The 19,605-nt window shown below is 34.8% G+C and carries 19 protein-coding genes and 1 other RNA gene; 8 read left to right on the forward strand and 12 right to left on the reverse strand.

What is annotated here, in order from left to right:
• Positions 1 to 78: 78 nt before the first annotated feature.
• Complete coding sequence (locus R1X58_RS14670) at positions 79 to 894, reverse strand: M48 family metallopeptidase (RefSeq protein WP_240573095.1); 816 nt, start codon at positions 892 to 894, stop codon at positions 79 to 81.
• Positions 895 to 1,059: 165 nt separating this feature from the next.
• Between R1X58_RS14670 and msrB the strand changes: the two genes are divergently transcribed.
• Both msrB and R1X58_RS14680 read left to right on the forward strand, forming a co-directional pair.
• Positions 1,060 to 1,533, forward strand: a complete 474-nt coding sequence (gene msrB / locus R1X58_RS14675; protein WP_240573097.1) for a peptide-methionine (R)-S-oxide reductase MsrB — start codon at positions 1,060 to 1,062, stop codon at positions 1,531 to 1,533.
• A 17-nt stretch (positions 1,534 to 1,550) separates the two neighbouring features.
• Positions 1,551 to 2,102 (forward strand): DUF1572 family protein, encoded by a 552-nt coding sequence (locus R1X58_RS14680; protein WP_240573098.1) that lies wholly within the window; start codon positions 1,551 to 1,553, stop codon positions 2,100 to 2,102.
• A gap of 52 nt (positions 2,103 to 2,154) precedes the next feature.
• Here the strand turns inward: R1X58_RS14680 and R1X58_RS14685 are convergent, their stop codons facing one another.
• Both R1X58_RS14685 and R1X58_RS14690 read right to left on the reverse strand, forming a co-directional pair.
• Positions 2,155 to 3,081, reverse strand: a complete 927-nt coding sequence (locus R1X58_RS14685; RefSeq protein ID WP_240573099.1) for a nuclear transport factor 2 family protein — start codon at positions 3,079 to 3,081, stop codon at positions 2,155 to 2,157.
• 114 nt (positions 3,082 to 3,195) lie between these two features.
• Positions 3,196 to 4,485 carry an NAD(P)/FAD-dependent oxidoreductase gene (locus tag R1X58_RS14690; protein ID WP_240573100.1) on the reverse strand — a complete coding sequence of 430 codons (1,290 nt, stop codon included), beginning with the start codon at positions 4,483 to 4,485 and terminating at the stop codon, positions 3,196 to 3,198.
• 117 nt (positions 4,486 to 4,602) lie between these two features.
• Here R1X58_RS14690 and lpdA point away from each other — a divergent pair, with 117 nt between their 5' ends.
• Positions 4,603 to 5,979 (forward strand): dihydrolipoyl dehydrogenase, encoded by a 1,377-nt coding sequence (lpdA, locus tag R1X58_RS14695; RefSeq protein WP_240573102.1) that lies wholly within the window; start codon positions 4,603 to 4,605, stop codon positions 5,977 to 5,979.
• 134 nt (positions 5,980 to 6,113) lie between these two features.
• On the opposite strand, the gene aroQ is transcribed toward lpdA, so the two are convergent.
• The gene (aroQ, locus tag R1X58_RS14700) at positions 6,114 to 6,530 is read right to left on the reverse strand and encodes a type II 3-dehydroquinate dehydratase (protein ID WP_240573104.1); all 417 of its coding nucleotides are present in this window, start codon (positions 6,528 to 6,530) and stop codon (positions 6,114 to 6,116) included.
• 17 nt (positions 6,531 to 6,547) lie between these two features.
• The gene (locus R1X58_RS14705) at positions 6,548 to 7,399 is read right to left on the reverse strand and encodes a hypothetical protein (protein ID WP_258228526.1); all 852 of its coding nucleotides are present in this window, start codon (positions 7,397 to 7,399) and stop codon (positions 6,548 to 6,550) included.
• A 412-nt stretch (positions 7,400 to 7,811) separates the two neighbouring features.
• Between R1X58_RS14705 and R1X58_RS14710 the strand changes: the two genes are divergently transcribed.
• Positions 7,812 to 8,132 carry a TM2 domain-containing protein gene (locus R1X58_RS14710; RefSeq protein WP_240573108.1) on the forward strand — a complete coding sequence of 107 codons (321 nt, stop codon included), beginning with the start codon at positions 7,812 to 7,814 and terminating at the stop codon, positions 8,130 to 8,132.
• Positions 8,133 to 8,314: 182 nt separating this feature from the next.
• Entirely contained in the window at positions 8,315 to 9,211 is an 897-nt protein-coding gene (xerD, locus tag R1X58_RS14715; protein ID WP_240573109.1) for a site-specific tyrosine recombinase XerD, read from the forward strand.
• 51 nt (positions 9,212 to 9,262) lie between these two features.
• On the opposite strand, the gene rny is transcribed toward xerD, so the two are convergent.
• From rny to R1X58_RS14735, 4 genes are all read right to left on the reverse strand, one after another.
• Positions 9,263 to 10,837: a ribonuclease Y gene (gene rny / locus R1X58_RS14720; RefSeq protein ID WP_240573111.1), complete on the reverse strand. Its 1,575-nt coding sequence runs from the start codon at positions 10,835 to 10,837 to the stop codon at positions 9,263 to 9,265.
• A gap of 59 nt (positions 10,838 to 10,896) precedes the next feature.
• A non-coding RNA gene (gene ssrS, locus R1X58_RS14725) (6S RNA) lies at positions 10,897 to 11,003 on the reverse strand.
• 54 nt (positions 11,004 to 11,057) lie between these two features.
• The gene (locus R1X58_RS14730; protein ID WP_240573112.1) at positions 11,058 to 11,351 is read right to left on the reverse strand and encodes a cell division protein ZapA; all 294 of its coding nucleotides are present in this window, start codon (positions 11,349 to 11,351) and stop codon (positions 11,058 to 11,060) included.
• Positions 11,352 to 11,366: 15 nt separating this feature from the next.
• A complete protein-coding gene (locus R1X58_RS14735) occupies positions 11,367 to 11,657 on the reverse strand; it encodes a hypothetical protein (RefSeq protein ID WP_240573114.1) in 291 nt (96 codons plus the stop codon).
• 175 nt (positions 11,658 to 11,832) lie between these two features.
• Here R1X58_RS14735 and R1X58_RS14740 point away from each other — a divergent pair, with 175 nt between their 5' ends.
• Together R1X58_RS14740 and R1X58_RS14745 are read left to right on the forward strand one after the other, a co-directional pair.
• Positions 11,833 to 13,518, forward strand: coding sequence for a M23 family metallopeptidase (locus R1X58_RS14740; RefSeq protein ID WP_240573116.1), 1,686 nt, complete (start codon positions 11,833 to 11,835; stop codon positions 13,516 to 13,518).
• Positions 13,469 to 15,985 (forward strand): TonB-dependent receptor plug domain-containing protein, encoded by a 2,517-nt coding sequence (locus R1X58_RS14745; RefSeq protein WP_240573117.1) that lies wholly within the window; start codon positions 13,469 to 13,471, stop codon positions 15,983 to 15,985. The genes R1X58_RS14740 and R1X58_RS14745 overlap by 50 nt, the downstream gene beginning before the upstream one ends.
• 25 nt (positions 15,986 to 16,010) lie before the next feature.
• Here R1X58_RS14745 and R1X58_RS14750 read toward each other — a convergent pair whose 3' ends face one another.
• Positions 16,011 to 16,754 carry a hypothetical protein gene (locus R1X58_RS14750; protein WP_240573119.1) on the reverse strand — a complete coding sequence of 248 codons (744 nt, stop codon included), beginning with the start codon at positions 16,752 to 16,754 and terminating at the stop codon, positions 16,011 to 16,013.
• 116 nt (positions 16,755 to 16,870) lie between these two features.
• A complete protein-coding gene (locus R1X58_RS14755) occupies positions 16,871 to 18,007 on the reverse strand; it encodes a cysteine desulfurase family protein (protein WP_240573464.1) in 1,137 nt (378 codons plus the stop codon).
• 101 nt (positions 18,008 to 18,108) lie between these two features.
• Between R1X58_RS14755 and R1X58_RS14760 the strand changes: the two genes are divergently transcribed.
• Positions 18,109 to 19,041 (forward strand): hypothetical protein, encoded by a 933-nt coding sequence (locus R1X58_RS14760; protein ID WP_240573121.1) that lies wholly within the window; start codon positions 18,109 to 18,111, stop codon positions 19,039 to 19,041.
• Here the strand turns inward: R1X58_RS14760 and R1X58_RS14765 are convergent.
• Complete coding sequence (locus tag R1X58_RS14765; protein WP_240573122.1) at positions 19,038 to 19,604, reverse strand: Smr/MutS family protein; 567 nt, start codon at positions 19,602 to 19,604, stop codon at positions 19,038 to 19,040. The two genes, R1X58_RS14760 and R1X58_RS14765, sit on opposite strands and share 4 nt — an antisense overlap.
• Position 19,605 lies beyond the last annotated feature (1 nt).

A 19,605-nucleotide genomic window follows, 5' to 3' on the forward strand; every position in this document is an offset into this window, starting at 1 on the left:
GTTTTTAAATAAAAAAGACTGCCCAAAACGAGCAGCCTCAAAGTAAACAAATATTTTTAACTTCTTCTTGATGAAATTTTACTTAAATGACGTCACCTCAAATTTAGCAGCTTCCGCTTTTGCTTTAGGTGCCAATGCTGTTAAGTTAGCAATACGCGATTCATTTGACGGGTGTGTACTTAACATTTCTGGTGGTGCCTCACCGCCTAGCGAATTCATGCGTTTCCATAATTCTGCTGCTTCATCTGGATTATAACCGGCTATAGCCATTAAATATAATCCAATCTCATCAGCTTCTGTTTCGTGCGAACGACTAAAAGGCAACATCACACCTACCTGAGAACCAACACCATAAGCCTGATTGAAAATATCTAACGACTTCTGATCTCCAGATAAGGCTACATTTCCTGCCAATGCCACACCTTGCTGAACATAAGCTGCACTCATACGCTGCTGACCATGGTTTGCCAGTGCGTGTGCTACCTCATGTCCTACTACTGCCGCCAAACCTGCTTCAGATTTAGTTACCGGTAAAATCCCAGTATACACTACAATTTTACCTCCAGGCATACACCAGGCGTTAACTGTTTCGTCATTTACTAAATTATACTCCCATTTATAATCATTTAAATATCCCTGATATCCGTTTGCATCTAAATAACGTTCGGCTGCTTTTGCAATCTTTTGTCCTACTCGTGTTACCATATTAGCATCGGCTGTACCGGTAACAACTTTGTTCTCTGATAAGAATTGATTGTATTGTGCAAAAGACGTTGGAAATAATTGATCGTTAGAAACAAACGCCATCGTTTTCTTTCCTGAAAATGGATTTGTAGCACACGAAAGTACAATCGCGGCTACTCCTGTAGCTATAAGTGTTTTTTTCAGTTTCATCGTAATTTGGATTAAATATGGTATAAAAGTACAAAAATTGTACCTTTCTCTTTTTAGACGCTTTCAATTTTTAGAAGTCACTTAAACAAATAAAAATTATACACAAGACTTCTGTTATTTTTAATTATCTCCTTCGACTGATTTTCTGTAAAAACACATGAACTCATGAAAAATATATTGCTTCTTACCTTATCTATAGTTTTATTCAGCTGTAACGGCAACGCTCAAAAAGAAAGCAAAATCAGCTATGAAGTTTCTAAAACAGATACTGAATGGAAACAACTATTAACTGAACGGGAATACCATGTGATGCGCAAGTCTGGAACAGAGCCTGCCTTTTCAAGCCCCTTAAATAAAAACTACGAAAAAGGGACTTATGTTTGTAAAGCCTGCAATACCCCGCTTTTTAAGAGCGCCAATAAATTTGATTCAGGAACGGGATGGCCAAGTTTCGATCAGGAAATAAAAGGCAATGTTGCTTACTCTAACGACTCGCATTCTATATATGGAACAGAAGAACATTGTGCTAAATGTGGGGGTCATTTAGGTCATGTGTTTAACGACGGCCCGAGAAATACCACAGGAAAACGCCATTGTATTAATGGTGTGGCATTAAAATTTATTCCTGAGAAGAAATAAAACCCTAATTTTAACCTATGGAAAGTTATTTAACCAGTATTATTAAGCAGTTTGAATACTACAAAAATTTGGGAGACAAAACCTTTAATCAGCTGACTTTTGATGAAATTTCCTGGCAAAGTAGTGAGGACTCCAATAGTATTTCGATTATTGCCAAACATATGGTTGGCAATATGTTAAGCCGCTGGACTAATTTTTTAGCCGTAGACGGCGAGAAATCGTGGCGCAATCGAGAAGATGAATTTATTGCTTCTTACACCTCAAAAGAAGACATGATCGCATCCTGGGAAAGTGGCTGGCATTGTTTATTTAAAGCGATTACACCACTAACAACTCCAGATTTAGAAACTATTATTTACATTAGAAATGAAGGACATACAGTTTTAGAGGCCATCAATCGGCAATTAGCACATTACTCTTACCATACTGGCCAAATTGTATTTTTAGGAAAATTATTAAAAGGTGAAGACTGGGAATCTTTATCAATTCCGAAAGGCCAATCTTCAACATATAATACTAAAAAATTTAATCAGGAAAAATCAAGAAAGCATTTTACCGATGATTTATAAAAACAGCCTTCAAAATTAAATTTTGAAGGCTTTTTCATTCTGGTAATCTTTTTTAATCCATTAAAGCTTTCATGGTGTAATACCCTATTTCTCTAACAATCATGCCGTCATCATTAAAATTATGAGTCAACATCATTGGTAGCACAAATTTCTTGTCGTCTTTTTTACGCGTCATTCTAACTTTCCACCAGGATTGCACGACTTTGCCTCCCCAAATTTCGTACTCTAAATAATCTGGATAACCCACCACATCAATAGCATCAATAGTCCAGTCTTCCAGCATTTTTGTAAAGCCTTCTTTCTCTTCGGCTAAAGTATGAGTTTCGCCATCAGCCATATCTAAATTCGAAAATTTTGCATTTTCGGTGAAGTAACTAAAGCCTTTTTCTACATCGGCATTTTCAAGCGCACTTACCATACGACGTACTTTATTTATGTATTCGTGCTCATTATAAATTGTACCATTTGTTCTTACGTCTCGTGCCTGACCGATAGCATCAAACACAGTACCATCGTCATAGGTAATCACCATCTTAATTTTGTTATCATCATTTATAACAAATAACCTGTGGAGTTGCATATTTAATTTCACCCCCGTTTTGTCGTGAACACCTTTTAAAAAATCCCAGGTTTGCACCCACAACCCCGATTCTTTATACTCTAAAGCATCAGGATAGGCTCCCTTAGCTCGTTCAATACTTAAATATGATGTGTTATTTTTCCAGAAGGCCACTTGTTTCAGATATCGGCTTTTATCGACGCCTTCGTTATCGGGGTCGGTATTCATACCATTATAGGCTTTAAAATCGTCTGCTAAATAACTGGCAACTTTAACAGTATCGCCTTCAACAAAAGCCTTAGTCATGTCTTCTACAACTTTAATGGCAGGATGTTCAATGTAAATAGTTCCGTTTTTTTTTGTCTGAGAGTACATGATGAGTGAGGGTACCATCATGCAGATAATAGCGAGTTTTTTCATTTTGAATAAATTTTTGGTTAATTAATCTCTTTAAATTTACTCAAAATAACTGATAATAAACAGATTACACGACTATATTTCATTTCCTACCAATGAAATAAGAAAAAACAGAAACTAGAATTTTGACTTTAGAGTCCTTTTAAATGGTGTGATAATTAATCTGGCTTCTCGATCAAAACGTATGTAGTTATAAACCCAGTTAACAAAAACAACCATTCGGTTTCTAAATCCTATTAGAAAAAACAAGTGCACAAACATCCAAACATACCATGCTAAAACTCCTTGAAATTTAAACCTTGGCAAATCGACCACAGCTTTATTTCTACCAATAGTTGCCATAGCTCCTTTATCTTTATACTCAAAAGGCTTCATAGGTTTCCCTTCAATTAGCCTCAACATATTTTCACCCAATTGTTTTCCTTGCTGAATAGCCGGCTGCGCCATCATTGGGAATCCTTCAGGGTACTCTTCAGTTTCCATAAAGGCTACATCTCCTACTGCAAAAATATGATTGAATCCCTTTACCTGATTAAACTCATTAACCAAAATTCGGTTTCCTCTGGTTATAAATTCAGAAGCATCCAAACCTTTTATGGTTGCTCCCTTCACACCTGCTGCCCAGATTAAAGTCGCAGTCTCAAAAGTTAAATCGGAATTTGTTGTTACCGATTTCCCGTCGTAATTGGTTACACGTACATTTTTCCAGATATGCACACCAAGTTTTTCTAAAAAGTCTTCTGCTTTAGCTGATGCCTTATCACTCATCCCTTTTAACACACAATCGCCAGATTGAATGATGTGAATTTGAGCCATACGTGTATCTAAATCGGGATAATCTTTAGGAAGAATCCCTTTCTTAATTTCCGCCAATGCACCCGCCAACTCTACTCCTGTTGGTCCGCCGCCCACAATTACGAAATTCATAAGGGCATTGCGTTCATTTAAATCTGAAGTCAATAAAGCATCTTCAAAATTTTCAAGAATTAAACTCCTTAAATTTAAAGATTGTGGTATGGTTTTCATCGCCATACTGTTCTTTTCTATTTCAGTATTTCCAAAATAATTGGTTTTAGAACCTGAAGCGACCACCAAATAATCGAATTTTAAAGTTCCGATATCGGTGATTACTTTTTTAGCTTCTGTATTTATTTCTTCAACATTTGCCAGTCTAAAATGAAAATTAGGGAAGTCTTTTAGAATTTTACGAATAGGATAAGCAATAGAATCGGGTTCAAGTCCGCCGGTAGATACCTGATATAGTAATGGTTGAAACGTGTGGTAATTATGCTTATCCAACAAAACCACCTGTACTTCCTGCTTTGATAACTTTTTTGCCAGTGATACGCCTGCAAAACCACCGCCTATAATTACAACTCGGGGAAAACTTGTTCTGGGTATGTTCATATAGTAAATCTTACTAACAAAGGTAATAAAAGATACAAATTTAATGGGTTCTAAATTCTTTATATGAATAAGGTTTCGTAAATTCGTAGCCGGAAAAATAACGATTAAAAAAATCTCATGAGTAAATACGATATTATTGTTCTTGGAAGTGGTCCTGGTGGTTATGTAACGGCTATTAGAGCATCGCAGTTAGGTTTTAAAACTGCCATTGTTGAAAAAGAAAACCTTGGTGGTGTATGTTTAAATTGGGGATGTATTCCAACCAAAGCGTTACTAAAATCTGCCCAAGTATTTGAGTATCTTAAGCATGCTGAAGATTACGGACTAAAAGTTAAGGAAGCAGAACACGATTTTGATGCCGTTGTAAAACGTAGCCGTGGTGTTGCGGAAGGCATGAGCAAAGGTGTTCAGTTCTTAATGAAAAAGAATAAAATTGATGTTATTAACGGTTACGGAACACTTAAACCAGGTAAAAAGGTTGACGTAGACGGAACTGAATATAGCGCAGACCATATTATTATTGCAACCGGAGCACGTTCTCGCGAATTACCAAGTTTACCACAAGACGGTAAGAAAGTAATTGGATACAGAGAAGCAATGACTTTACCTGAACAACCAAAGAAAATGATTGTTGTTGGTTCGGGAGCTATCGGTGTGGAGTTTGCATACTTCTACAATTCTATGGGAACAGAAGTAACCATTGTTGAGTACTTACCAAACATTGTTCCTGTTGAAGACGAAGATGTATCTAAACAATTAGAGCGTTCATTCAAGAAAAGCGGAATTAATATTATGACCTCTGCTGAAGTAACTAAAGTTGATACTTCTGGTGATGGTGTTAAAGCTACTGTAAAAACGGCAAAAGGAGAAGAAGTTTTAGAAGCAGATATCATCTTAAGCGCTGTAGGTATAAAAACAAACATTGAAAACATCGGATTAGAAGATGTTGGTATTGTTGTAGACCGCGATAAAATATTAGTAAACAGTTTCTACCAAACTAACATTCCAGGTTACTACGCAATCGGAGACGTTACTCCTGGTCAGGCTTTAGCACACGTAGCTTCTGCTGAAGGTATTTTATGTGTTGAAAAAATTGCTGGACAACACGTTGAAGCTTTAGACTACGGAAATATTCCTGGGTGTACTTACGCTACTCCTGAAATTGCAAGCGTTGGTTTAACTGAAAAACAAGCTAAAGAAAAAGGATACGAGGTTAAAATCGGTAAGTTCCCATTCTCAGCTTCAGGAAAAGCAAGTGCTGGCGGAAATAAAGACGGATTTGTAAAAGTTATTTTCGATGCTAAATACGGTGAATGGTTAGGTTGCCATATGATTGGTGCTGGTGTTACCGATATGATTGCTGAAGCTGTTGTTGCCAGAAAATTAGAAACTACAGGTCATGAAGTATTAAAAGCAGTTCACCCTCACCCAACTATGAGTGAAGCGGTAATGGAAGCTGTTGCTGCTGCTTACGATGAAGTAATTCATATCTAATTTCGGGCTTTTTAGACAAGTCAGAAAATTAGGTTTTTAGATACAAAAAAGGTTCCAGTGTTTTACTGGAACCTTTTTTATTTTAATTTATGTGATTAGTCTAATAATCTAGAAATCTAAAACGTCTAAACTTTCTAAATAAAACTCTGTATAGCTAGTTCATAACTTTGCAAACCAAAGCCTAAAATAACCCCTTTGGCATTAGGAGAAATATACGATTGATGCCTGAACTCCTCACGCCCAAACGTATTAGAAATATGCACTTCTACCACCGGTGTTTCAATGCCTTTAATCGCATCGCCAATACCTATTGATGTATGTGTATATGCTCCGGCGTTTAAAATGACACCGTCGTAACTAAATCCTACCTCGTGTAATTTATTAATAATTTCACCTTCAACATTTGATTGATAATATTCTAAGGTTACGCCTTCAAATTTCTCTTTAATGGTATCGAAAAACTCGGTAAACGTTAAACTGCCGTAAATGGCTGGTTCGCGTTTTCCTAATAGGTTTAAATTCGGACCATTAATAATTATTAGCTTTTTCATTTAAGTTTATGTCGTACTTATTTAATTTTTAAAAAATCTATTTGTGTCTTCTCACCTTTCTTTAAATTAGACATGGCTTTTATGGTATTGTCTCCATCTTTCAACTCCACAATAACAGTATTAGGAGCTATGCTTCCTTCGTTAACAGCATTAATTACAATAGACGTTTTTCCTTCGGCTAAATCAAGATTAATTTGTTTTGACTTATTAGTTGCTTCAAAATTTGAAATCAAGGTTTTACCGTTTACTGAAATGGTTATTTTGTCGCCATCCTCTTTTCCACCATCGTAAATAATTAAAGAGACATTCTTGGATTTTGAAAACACACTTAAAGTTTGATCTTTACGAAGTATGTTCATATTAAGGGAATCCATCATTTTCATAGAGCTCAATTTCTCCTTAATACTATCTGACACACGCTTCGACTTATTTATTTTAGTCATCACTTTATCAAACTTGGCTTCCATTTTTTCTAAAGGGCTCAACATAATTTCTCCATCAATACATTTCGTATTGTCTGGAAACAAACCAATAAAATCAGCTTTAATCTTATTGTCCTTTTTAAAAGAAAAATTTTCTATTGTTGTATTTATAAAACAAAAATCATTCTGATTTACAGGAGACTTGGTATAAACAATTCCCGTTTCTCTAAAATTTAATTGCTTTTTATCCTCATAATATTCGCCACGAATAGTTGATCGGGTTTCATGCTCTCCGCCCATACCTGTTAACGAATAACCCTTCACCTCTCCTTTTTGCTCGGTTAAAGAAACTTTATAAGCAATATTAACCGTATCATTAATTCTAACAAATCCGATATATTCATAGGCTTCCTGAGCACTAATAAATATTGGATAAACTAATACCATAAAAAATAAAAGGCGGTTTCTTAACATATTAATTTTTTTGACAGGTTACATTAACAAACATAAAATAATTAATTTTTAAAACTAAATTTTTACTGACATTATTCTTGTTTTTACTTTCGAAATCAAGCCCCTACGTTTCTTCGTTAATAAAGTATTTTTTTTGTTGTTATTATAGGTCTACAAGACAGCTAACTCTTAAAAGAAATAAATGGGTATTGTTTCTTTATTAAATGCATTTTCAAAAAAAATCAATTTAAGAAATATAAAAAACCTTTATAAACGCAACCCTTCCCGCAATTAATAAGCAAGTAAGAAAAGAAGAATATATTATGAAAGAAAATAACTAAGTGTTTATTAGATAGATACAGGATTTTTTTTTAAATTGTATCAACAAACATAAAAATGATTAATTATGAAAATTAAATTTTTACTTACATTATTAGTGACTTTAGTTTCATACGCTACTAGTTACGCATCTTTTCCTGTAAAAAGAACAGTTACAGAATTAGCTGGCAGTTCGACAACCACTGAAGTTTTAACACCAATAGCTTCTGCTGTAGGTGATAATTTAGTGATTGGTATTTTATTATGGTTCTTCTTAGGATGGGCTGCAGGACACAGATGGTACTACGGAAAACCAATCCTTTGGAACATTGTATTCATTGTTACAGCGATGGGATTAGGTGTTTGGTGGATTATCGATTTAATTAACATGATTACTGGTAGATTCTAATATAATTTCATAATTATTACCAACAATCAACCAAAATTAAATCAATAACCATTTAGTAGAGATTCTAATCTTTCTGAATAGATAAAAAAGTCGGAAGTATTCTTCCGGCTTTTTTATTTTATTAAAAACAATTTTTACATGCTTCAATTTGTTTAAAATAGAAATACCTTACTTTTACCTTCATGAAATGGGAAAACGCTTTAAAAGATTATCAGTTATATTTAAAAATAGAACGAGGGCTATCTCAAAACTCTATCGATAATTATTCTCTTGACATTAGAAAACTTATAAAGTATTTAGAAGCTCATAATGATGCTATTTCTCCTATAGATATAAAAACGGAAAGTATTCAGCAGTTTATTTATGAAACGGCAAAGCTAGTCAATGCCAGATCACAGTCTCGAATCATTTCCGGTTTACGTAGTTTTTTTAATTATCTAGTTTTTGAAGATTACCGTGAAACCAATCCGTTAGATCTTATTGAGTCTCCAAAAATAGGACGAAAACTTCCTGATACCTTATCTGAAGAAGAAATAGACAAACTTATTGGCGCCATAGATTTAAGTAAACCTGAAGGCGAACGTAACCGGGCCATTTTAGAAACCCTTTACGGCTGTGGTTTACGAGTTAGCGAACTCATCAATTTAAAACTTTCTGACTTATTCTTTGATGAAGGTTTTATTAAAGTAACAGGAAAAGGTGATAAACAACGTTTTGTCCCAATTGTTGAAGTCACTCAAAAATACATCAATATTTACCGTAGTGAAATTAGAAATCATCTCCTTATTCAACCCGGACATGAAGACACCTTGTTTTTAAATCGTCGTGGCAAACAATTAACGCGCGCTATGATTTTTACCATCATCAAACAGTTAGCCGAAAAAATTGGACTAAAGAAAAGTATTTCGCCACATACCTTCAGACATTCGTTTGCTACACATCTTTTACAAAATAACGCAGACTTACGTTCCATTCAACTCATGCTAGGTCACGAAAGCATTACAACCACCGAAATCTATGTGCATTTAGATAAAAGCCATTTAACTAAAGTGGTAGAAATGTATCATCCCAGAAAATAAAAAAGCCTCAACATGTGTTGAGGCTTTTTTTAATATCTATTAAAACGATAATTACTTCGCAATATTTACCGCTCTGGTTTCTCTAATAACCGTTACTTTAACTTGACCAGGATAGGTCATATCCGTTTGAACTTTTTGAGATATGTTGAATGATAAATCAGCAGCTTTTTGATCATCTACTTTTTCACTTTCAACAATAACACGTAACTCTCTACCCGCTTGAATAGCATAAGCTTTCTTAACACCGTTAAATCCGAAAGCAATATCTTCAAGATCTTTAAGACGTTGAATATAGCTATCTAACACCTGACGTCTTGCCCCTGGTCTTGCTCCTGAGATAGCATCACAAACCTGAATAATTGGCGCTAATAAAGACTTCATTTCTATCTCGTCGTGGTGTGCTCCAATCGCGTTACACACATCTTCTTTCTCTCCGAACTTCTCAGCCCACTGCATACCTAAAATAGCGTGAGGCGTTTCCATATCTGCTTCAGCATCCGGCACTTTTCCTATATCATGTAATAAACCGGCGCGTTTCGCTAATTTTGGATTTAAACCAAGTTCGGCAGCCATAACCCCACAAAGTTTAGCAACTTCACGCGAGTGTTGTAACAGGTTTTGTCCGTAAGACGAACGGTATTTCATTCTACCAACCATCTTAATTAATTCCGGATGTAAGTTGTGAATTCCTAAATCGATAACTGTACGTTTACCAACTTCGATAATTTCCTGCTCGATTTGTTTCTGTGTTTTTTGAACCACTTCTTCAATACGAGCTGGGTGAATACGCCCATCCGTTACCAATTTGTGCAATGATAAACGTGCCACCTCACGACGTACCGCATCAAAACATGAAAGAATAATAGCTTCTGGTGTATCATCAACAATAATTTCAACTCCTGTAGCTGCTTCAATAGCTCTAATATTACGACCTTCACGACCAATAATACGTCCTTTAACATCGTCTGATTCAATGTTGAATACAGATACACAGTTGTCAACCGCCTCTTCTGTACCAATACGCTGAATTGTGTTGATGATGACTTTCTTAGCTTCCTGCTCAGCCGTTAATTTAGCTTCCTCTAAAGCATTTTGAATATAAGCCATCGCATCGTTTCTCGCTTCACCTTTTAAAGACTCCACCAACTGTGCTTTAGCTTCTTCAGCCGATAAACTTGAAATGACTTCCAGTTGTTCTACCTGGCTTTTGTGTAAGCGATCTATTTCTTCCTGTTTTTTATCTAAAACATCTAATCTGTGATCGTAATCCTTTAATTTAGCGTCTAAACTTTCGTTAAGTTTTTTGTTTTTAGCTAATTCACTAGACACCTGAGATTCTTTATCACGTGTACGTTTCTCGGCTTCCGCCATTTTTTTATCACGAGATAAAATCACCTTTTCATGCTCAGACTTAAGCTCGATAAATTTCTCTTTAGCCTGAAGAATTTTATCTTTTTTTATCGCTTCGCCTTCGCTATTAGCTTCTTTAATAATTAAACCGGCACTTTTCTTGGCTTCCTTTACCAGTTTAGATGCATTGTTTTTTTCTAATACCTTAGCAATAACAAAACCTATTGCTATCCCTATGACTCCCCCTCCTGCAATTAATATAATTGAGTTATCCATTATTGATTTTAGTTGATTTAAACATATAAAAAAGCCCACACCAGTATAAAGTTTTGTATAAACTCCTTAAAAACAAGTTTAGGGTTAACAAGCTGATCAAGGGTCTGCTCAAGGCAGCATGCTTTAACAACTTAAACTCACCCTTTTTAAAGAATTAACGTTGAGTTTATCAAAAAAAATCACTAATGCAGGCAGTATTTTTAACTTATTTTAAAGAACGCTAAGAGACTAAATAAGATTGAAGTAAATCGTTTAACGCATTTAATTTATCTTCAACATGTTCGTTTACATGCTCCTTATCAATAGACTTCTGCTCCACCTGAGCCGCAAACTGTAACGCACACATCGCTAATACATCCTGCTTATCTCGAACAGAATAACTTTGCTCAAATTGCTTAATCATTGCCTCGATATTCTTAGCTGCTTTACGCAATCCTTCTTCCTGACTTGGGTCAATATTTAAAGGATATACCCTATTTGCTATAGATAGCTTTATTTTAAGCTTGTCTGACATTGATTTGTTTTATGTTTAATCTGAGAGCTGAGCAATACAATGATCTATATCTCTAATTAAAGCATTTATTTTAAGCTTAGTTTCTCTTTTACTTTCGTCACTGCCAAGTATTGTATTTGCCATTCTAAGAGCTTCATATTTCTCTTCCCAGTTTGCAATATGCTCTTTTTGGGCCGAAATCTCTTGTCTTGAAGCTACCAGTTCTTCCTTTAGCTTCGAGTTTTCAAGCTTTAAAAGCTCTAATCTATGTAATACTTTGCTAATTTTGCTTTCTAAAGAATCTACAATATCTTCAATATTACCCATTTGCAAATTTCAATACTTATTACACAAAGTTAACATACCTTAGTATAAATAACAATTGTTTTTTAATAAAATTTGAAATTTCTCGTTAATACTCTAAATCAATGTGATGGCTTGATTTTTCTTTTATTTTTGCAGTGTAACACCAAATTTATAACTTAGCAACAACTACTTTTTTATGCGATTAGTCCTATTTCTACTTACAACTTTTTCTTTAATTACTCAGGCTCAGAATAATTACCCTCAGGATTATTTTGGCAATCCTTTAGAGGTGCCATTAATTCTTTCTGGAACCTTTGCTGAATTGCGATCAAACCACTTTCATTCCGGTTTAGATATAAAAACACAGCAGCGAGAAGGGTTGAGAGTTATCTCTGCTGCCGATGGTTTTATTAGTCGTATTAAAATTTCTCATTATGGCTATGGCAAAGCACTTTATATTACTCACCCTAACGGATACACAACAGTTTACGCACATTTACAAAAGTTTGCTCCAGAGATTGAAACTTATGTAAAAAAGCATCAATACGAAGCAGAATCTTATGAAATTGAATTATTCCCTACCGCCGACGAAATAAAAGTGTTAAAAGGAGAGCATGTGGCTTACAGTGGAAATACTGGTGGTTCTGGCGGACCACACCTGCATTTTGAAATTAGAAACAAAGAAGAACATACATTAAACCCCATGCTTTTTGGAATTGATGTCGCAGACACCACAAAACCAACTGTTAAGTCTGTTTACGCCTATCCGTTAAACGATTCTTCAACGGTAAATAATTCAAATAAAAAACAAAAACTTAGATTAATACCTCTGGCTTCAGGTGATTATACTACCGAAAACATTGAAGCCTACGGAACTATTGGGATTGGGGTCGAAACCAACGACAGACAAAATTTAGCAGCTAACTCTAATGGTGTTTATCAGATTCAATCGTTTTTAAACGGTAATCAGAATTTTGAAATCAATTTCCAATCGTTTTCTTTTGATGAGTCGCGAAACATTAATCAGCTTATCGATTATGAACATTACACAGAAACCAAACATCGTGTTCAAAAATTATTCAATCAAAACAATAACTTAAGTTTATATAGCCCGGAGTTAAACAACGGAAATTTAATTATTGCCGACAGCACAAACTCTATCTATAAAATTCTAATTTTAGATTTTGAAAATAATGAAGCCTGGGTTACAGTAAATATTAAAGGCAACAAAACCTCTTCTGTAAAAACCGAAGAAAAAACACCTTATTATATATACGCCAACCAAAGCACTAATTTAAAAGCTGGAAACGTAGCCGTTCACTTTTACCCCAATACATTTTACGAAAATTTCTATATCGATTTTAATGTAAAAAACGATACACTAACTTTACATAAAGATATTATTCCGACTAAGAATAATTTCAACATTAATTTTAATGTTAGTCATTTCAATGATGCAGATAAAAACAAGTTATTTATTTCCAGATTGGTCGGAAGAAAAAACAACTACCCTGTATATACCGAAACAAAAAGGGTTGGAGATACTTTAATTGCTAATACTAAATATCTGGGCTCTTATACCTTAACGGCAGATACCACAAACCCAACCATTACTGCTGTTAATTTTAAAAACGAACAATGGATAAGCAACTATCGCTTTTTAAAGTTAAAAATTGATGATTCCGGGTCTGGAATTTCAAATTACAGAGCAACTATAAATGGTAAGTGGATTTTAATGGAATATGAATATAAAAACAAAACACTAACTTTCGATTTTAACGATCATGTTTCAACGGAAACTAAAAATAATTTCAAACTTATAGTTACCGATAATGTTGGAAATAGTTCTACATTTGAGTCTGTATTCTATAGAAAAAACTAAATTACCTTTGAAAAGCAAATTTTACGTTATTACCCTTCTGTTTTTTGTTGTATCAATTTCTGGTATATCTCAAACAGCAACAATAAAAGGAATCATTTTAGACGATAACAATACTCCTATTCCTAACGTAAATATTAAATGGAATACCAGCGGAACCACCACCAATAATAATGGATTCTACATTTTTAATATACCGGCGAATCAAGATATATCGGTTGAATTCACTCACCTGTCTTATAAAAAGGTAGCAAGCAAATTTCATCTTAAAAATGGTGAAATACTTGAATTCAACCCGGTAATGAATACAGCAACCGAGCAAATTGCAACGATAATTATCAATAATACAAGTCAAAGAGAGGTTGAAGGTATCATCACTTTAAAACCGGAAACGATTCGAAAAATCCCGGGAGCAAACGCCGGTGTCGAGAACCTGCTTTTAACCCTTCCGGGGGTTAGCAATAATAATGAACTGAGTACACAGTATTCCGTACGAGGTGGTAATTACGACGAAAATCTTGTTTATGTAAATGGTATTGAAGTTTACAGACCTTTTTTAATTCGTTCCGGGCAACAGGAAGGATTAAGTTTCGTGAATACAGATTTAGTACAAAACGTCGATTTCTCAGCCGGTGGATTTCAAGCTAAATACGGAGACAAATTATCATCGGTTTTAGATATCACTTACAAAACACCTTATCAATTTGAAGTTAATACAGATTTAAGTTTATTAGGCGGAAGCATATCCGTTGAAAACATTAGTAAAGATTCAAAGTTTACAGGTATCGCTGGTATACGTTATCGCGACAACAGCTTGTTGGTAGATGAAAAAGAAACAGAAACGAATTATCAGCCTTCGTTTGCTGATATTCAAACCTATTTAACTTATAAATTCTCAAATAAATTTCATTTAAGCTTTTTAGGAAATGCTTCCATAAACAAATACAACTATCAACCCGAAACACGCCAAACGAACTTCGGTACATTTAGCAACCCAATAGCACTTTTGGTGTTTTACGAAGGACAGGAAAAAGATCAGTATCGTACCTTTTTCGGCGCTTTTAAAGGCACCTATTTCGCTAACGATAATTTGAATTTAAATTTATTAGCCTCAACCTATCATACCACGGAAGAAGAGTATTTTGATATCTTAGCACAGTACAGATTAGGTGAAGTAAATACGGATATAGGTGGTGAAAATCTTGGTGAAGTTGAGTATAGCCGCGGTATTGGAAGTCAGCTAAATCACGGACGAAACGATTTAGATGCCTTAATAAGTAATTTTGAGCACAAAGGGGATTATAAGATTAATAACAATAGATTTGAATGGTCTGTAAAATATACCCATGAAGATATTCGCGACCGATTAATTGAATGGGAAGTTATCGATTCGGCAGGGTTTTCTATTCGTCCGCCAAAAACATCACCAAACGAACAACCTTATGTTGCGTATTCAGGACCATTGGAGGCTTTTCAGAATGTAAGAAGCGTAAATAAAACACAAATAGACCGTATACAAGCCTATTTACAATGGAGTAAACGTAGCACTATTGGGTCCAGCGATGTTTGGTACAATGCTGGAGTAAGAGCCCATAACTGGTCGGTTAACGGTATGGGTATTGAAAAAACTAACCAAACTGTTTTTAGCCCAAGAGCTCAATTTGCAATAAAACCAGACTGGAAAAAAGATATGCTGTTTAGAGTGGCTACTGGATTATATTACCAGCCTCCTTTTTACAGAGAACTTCGTGATGCCAACGGCGTGGTTCAACCTAACGTTAAAGCTCAACAATCGTATCATATTGTATTAGGAAATGATTACAGTTTTAAAATGTGGGATCGCCCGTTTAAACTAACTTCCGAAGCTTACTATAAAAATCTGAATGACGTTAACACCTATACCCTTGAAAACGTTCGCATTCGCTACCGTGCTTCAAACAATGCCAAAGCTTATGCTTATGGACTGGATATGCGTTTAAATGGTGAATTTGTGCCCGGAACAGAATCTTGGTTCAGCTTTGGATATTTAAAGACTGAAGAGAATATCGATGAACGTGGTTATATTGCCAGACCCACCGATCAACGTTTGAAATTTGCTGCTTTATTTCAGGATTATGTACCAAACGTCCCTAATTTAAAAGTGTATTTAAATTTAGTATATAATACAGGATTACCAGGTGGGTCCCCGAGCTATGCCGATGTTTACGAATACCAAAACCGATTACCGGATTATAAACGTGCCGATTTAGGCTTACAGTTTGTTTTAGTTGATGCAAATAAACAATTTAACAGTGGCTGGAAAAAACCATTTAAAGCACTGTCTTTTGGTTTCGAAATTTACAACATGTTCGATGTGCAAAATTCCATCACCAACACTTGGGTACGAGATGTATATACTAAAAGACAATATGGTATTCCTAATTATTTAACACCAAGAGTATTTAATGTGAGAACAACTATGAAGTTTTAAAATAAAAAACTTTAAATCACAAAACTTATCTCGCCTTATGAGTTCTGGTTATTATGTATCGAATATCATAAATATCTGAAGCATAATCAGATACTATTTTTACAGTTCCTCCATTAGCTTCCCATGTATCTAAAGTATAAGCATTAAACGAACTTAAATAATAATGTTGAACTCCAACACCTTTTGAAGTAATAAAATCTCTTTTATACAATTCTCCAATACCTCCACCTATATCAACAGACACCGTAATTTTTGTAGTTTGGTTAACCGTTGGTTTAACCTTAAATTCTATTACAATATTAATTCCGTCTCCATTTCTCCCAGTAATAGTAGAATTTGTAGAATTGTAAAATTCAGTCACATCAATTGGTTTTTGACTATCTCTGATAGTGTTGGCATGATTAGGTAATGTTATTTTGTTATTTGCTGTTAAACTTAAAGGACTTGCTTCGGTATATACTCCATCGGAATAGTCAGCCCAACCTGTATAATCACTAATACTACTTTCTGTAATAAGTCTTACCCAATTTGTTCCGTCGAAATTATAAAATGCATTTTCATTAGTATCAAACACTAATAAACCCTTTGCAGGATTAGATATAGCTACCCTTTGAACAGTAGTCATTCTGGGCGTTAACATACCTTGAGATTCAGAAGAGATATCTAAAATTGAAGATTCGTCTGGACTAGTCGTACCAATACCTATTTGAGCATTTAAACTAAATGAGAGACAAAACGCTGTTAGCGCTATAGGGACAATTTTTAACATTTTGTAATCGAATTAATTAAAACTTAGGGAACGTAAAAATAACATTTATTCGATAAAATACAAGAAAAACTGTCAAAATACACAAATAAAGAAAGAATTATCTTTCTTACAACAACTTACGAGTGCTTTAAAACACCTATAACATAATCTACTTCTTCTTTAGTGTTAAAAATACTAAACGAAAAACGAAGCGATGGCTTTTGTAAATCTTCAGAATTTAAAATCTCAGAAAGCACATGCGATTTTTGACTACTTCCGCTTTGGCAGGCACTTCCGCGAGAACAGGCAATACCTTTTAAATCCAGTTGAAACAAAATCATAGACGCATCCACCTTCGAGTTTGGCAAACGTAAATTTAATATGGTATTCGTGCTTTGATTTAAACTACCTGATTGTCCATTAAAGGAAACATCTGGGATAACAACTGAAGCTTTTTCAATAAAATACGTTTTCAACTCCTTTAAATAATTCTGCTCGGTATCGAGATTATCACATACCAATTTAAAAGCGGTTTCCATACCTACAATATTATGTATACTCTCAGTTCCGGCACGTAAGCCTCGCTCCTGCTCTCCTCCAGTAATTGAAGGCTTTAAACCGGAATCTCTTCTTACATATACAAATCCTATTCCTTTAGGTCCATGAAATTTATGAGCTGATGCTGCTAAAAAATCAACTTTTACATCCTCTAAATTAAGAGAATAATGACCAACGGATTGAACCGCATCACTATGAAATAGAGCCTCATATGTTTTACATAAATCAGAAATTCGTTTAATATCTGTAATATTACCAATCTCATTATTTATATGCATCAAACTAACAAGGGTCTTTTCTTCAGTATCTAATAAAGTTTCCAAATGCAGATAATCTACATCACCATTTGCATCGAGATTAACATAACTGACTTGAATGCCATATTCTTTTTCTAAGGCCTGAACTGTATGCAAAATAGCATGATGTTCAATTTTAGATGTCACAATATGTTTCACCTTTAAATCACGAACGGCTGATCTTAAAATTAGATTATCAGCTTCAGTTCCTCCAGAAGTAAATACAATTTCACCTGCAGAACAATTTAAATAACCGGCTATAGTTTTTCTTGCTTTCTCTACAAGTACTTTAGCCGAACGACCAAAACTATGTGAAGACGATGCATTTCCATAATTTGTTCTCATCACTTCAGAAATCGCTTCTACAACCTCGCTTCTCATTGGCGTTGTTGCTGCATTATCAAAATAAACCTGTTGCATAATTGTATTTTTCATCACAAAATTACTTAGAATAAAATTATTGACAATATGCTACGTTATAAAATACAATTCGTTTATTTTTGCCTTAAAACCCAAATAGAATGCGTAAGATATTTTTTGCTTTAACTACCCTGAGTTTATTAACCTATTCGGCTTGTGATGATGGAGATGTTCTGGATGTGGAATTCGACTTTGAAGACGAATTTTCGGTTTGCACCGGGACTAATGGCTTAGTATTCTATAAAACAAAAAATGCCCCTTCAGAGTCTTTGTCGGTAAGAATTTCTGAATTAAGTAGCCTTAGTGAGATTTTAACACTAGGAGACAACAATATTTACGAAGAAACATTTAGCTTATCTTCAACAAATACGTTCAATTACAGAATGTATAGCAATTCATCTTTGCCAAGCGATTTGTTTTGCAACGACATTCCTAACAGCGACGTTAAAATAACCGAAGACTACGAAGCTACCAGTGGCTCTGTGACCATTAGAACGGTTTTAACTGAAGATGATAACGATGGAATTCCTGCTATTCTTGAGGATATAAATGGTAATGGTGATTTAACTGATGATGATACCGATAACGATGGTATTCCAAATTATTTAGACTTGGATGACGATGGTGATAACATTAGAACCATTGATGAGAATCCAGACCCGAATGGTGATGATAATTTAGAGGATGCACAAGATACTGACGGCGACGGTATTCCTGATTATTTAGATGCTGATGATGATGGTGATGGTGTTAATACCCGTGATGAAGAAAACGAATCTCAGGATAACAACCCTGCAAACGACATTACAAATCCTGACGCTGGTGCCGATTATTTAAATGCGGAAGTAAGCACATCTGTAGCTGCAACATCATACAGAGCACACAACATTACCAAAGAATACCGCGTTACATTAACGGTATTTGATATTGATTTAAGCGTGATTTCTTTTGATGTTTTAGAATTCGGTACTTTAGATGATTCTGAAATTAGCAGTAGCTTAAAAACGGAGACCTTATCACCTGTATTCAACTAATAATCAGTCGTGTTCTGGTAAATATAAACCTCGGTAGCCCCTAGTCCGTATTTCTGATAATTGGCATCATAAAATTTAACATTACTATAGCGACCGAAAAGGTATTCTAGCTCAGTTTTTAAAACGCCTTCACCTACGCCGTGAATAAATACAATTTTCTGAATACGTTTATTAATAGCGAATTCCAGTTGCCGGCGAGCCGTATCTAATTGCAAAGTCAACATATCATAATTAGTCATCCCTCTCGAGGACTTCACTAATTGATGTATATGTAAATCGACTTCCATGGTTGGTTCGTAGCGATCTTTAGCGCGTTTCTTAGGCTGCTGCGTCCGCTTTTTCGATTGTTCCTTTTCCTGAATGGCCTGACCAATACCTAATGAAGAAGATAATGTTTCTTTTATGGTTTTGTTGGACTGGGTTTTAACCAGCTCGTAAGCCTGAAAACTTAACAAAAAGCCATCTTCAGTTTCTATGGAAACTGTATCTCCCATCACCTGCTGAACCACCCCAGACATATCCTCGTCTAAAACCAATACTTTATCACCTACCTTAAACGACATA

It is taken from the genome of Aestuariibaculum lutulentum, assembly GCF_032926325.1.
Lineage (GTDB): Bacteria > Bacteroidota > Bacteroidia > Flavobacteriales > Flavobacteriaceae > Aestuariibaculum > Aestuariibaculum lutulentum.

Coding starts and splice junctions, on each gene's coding strand:
- R1X58_RS14670 (WP_240573095.1), bottom strand. CDS start 894: ATGAAACTGAAAAAAACACTTATAGCTACAGGAGTAGCCGCGATTGTA.
- msrB (WP_240573097.1), top strand. CDS start 1,060: ATGAAAAATATATTGCTTCTTACCTTATCTATAGTTTTATTCAGCTGT.
- R1X58_RS14680 (WP_240573098.1), top strand. CDS start 1,551: ATGGAAAGTTATTTAACCAGTATTATTAAGCAGTTTGAATACTACAAA.
- R1X58_RS14685 (WP_240573099.1), bottom strand. CDS start 3,081: ATGAAAAAACTCGCTATTATCTGCATGATGGTACCCTCACTCATCATG.
- R1X58_RS14690 (WP_240573100.1), bottom strand. CDS start 4,485: ATGAACATACCCAGAACAAGTTTTCCCCGAGTTGTAATTATAGGCGGT.
- lpdA (WP_240573102.1), top strand. CDS start 4,603: ATGAGTAAATACGATATTATTGTTCTTGGAAGTGGTCCTGGTGGTTAT.
- aroQ (WP_240573104.1), bottom strand. CDS start 6,530: ATGAAAAAGCTAATAATTATTAATGGTCCGAATTTAAACCTATTAGGA.
- R1X58_RS14705 (WP_258228526.1), bottom strand. CDS start 7,399: ATGGTATTAGTTTATCCAATATTTATTAGTGCTCAGGAAGCCTATGAA.
- R1X58_RS14710 (WP_240573108.1), top strand. CDS start 7,812: ATGAAAATTAAATTTTTACTTACATTATTAGTGACTTTAGTTTCATAC.
- xerD (WP_240573109.1), top strand. CDS start 8,315: ATGAAATGGGAAAACGCTTTAAAAGATTATCAGTTATATTTAAAAATA.
- rny (WP_240573111.1), bottom strand. CDS start 10,837: ATGGATAACTCAATTATATTAATTGCAGGAGGGGGAGTCATAGGGATA.
- R1X58_RS14730 (WP_240573112.1), bottom strand. CDS start 11,351: ATGTCAGACAAGCTTAAAATAAAGCTATCTATAGCAAATAGGGTATAT.
- R1X58_RS14735 (WP_240573114.1), bottom strand. CDS start 11,657: ATGGGTAATATTGAAGATATTGTAGATTCTTTAGAAAGCAAAATTAGC.
- R1X58_RS14740 (WP_240573116.1), top strand. CDS start 11,833: ATGCGATTAGTCCTATTTCTACTTACAACTTTTTCTTTAATTACTCAG.
- R1X58_RS14745 (WP_240573117.1), top strand. CDS start 13,469: ATGTTGGAAATAGTTCTACATTTGAGTCTGTATTCTATAGAAAAAACT.
- R1X58_RS14750 (WP_240573119.1), bottom strand. CDS start 16,754: ATGTTAAAAATTGTCCCTATAGCGCTAACAGCGTTTTGTCTCTCATTT.
- R1X58_RS14755 (WP_240573464.1), bottom strand. CDS start 18,007: ATGCAACAGGTTTATTTTGATAATGCAGCAACAACGCCAATGAGAAGC.
- R1X58_RS14760 (WP_240573121.1), top strand. CDS start 18,109: ATGCGTAAGATATTTTTTGCTTTAACTACCCTGAGTTTATTAACCTAT.
- R1X58_RS14765 (WP_240573122.1), bottom strand. CDS start 19,604: ATGTCGTTTAAGGTAGGTGATAAAGTATTGGTTTTAGACGAGGATATG.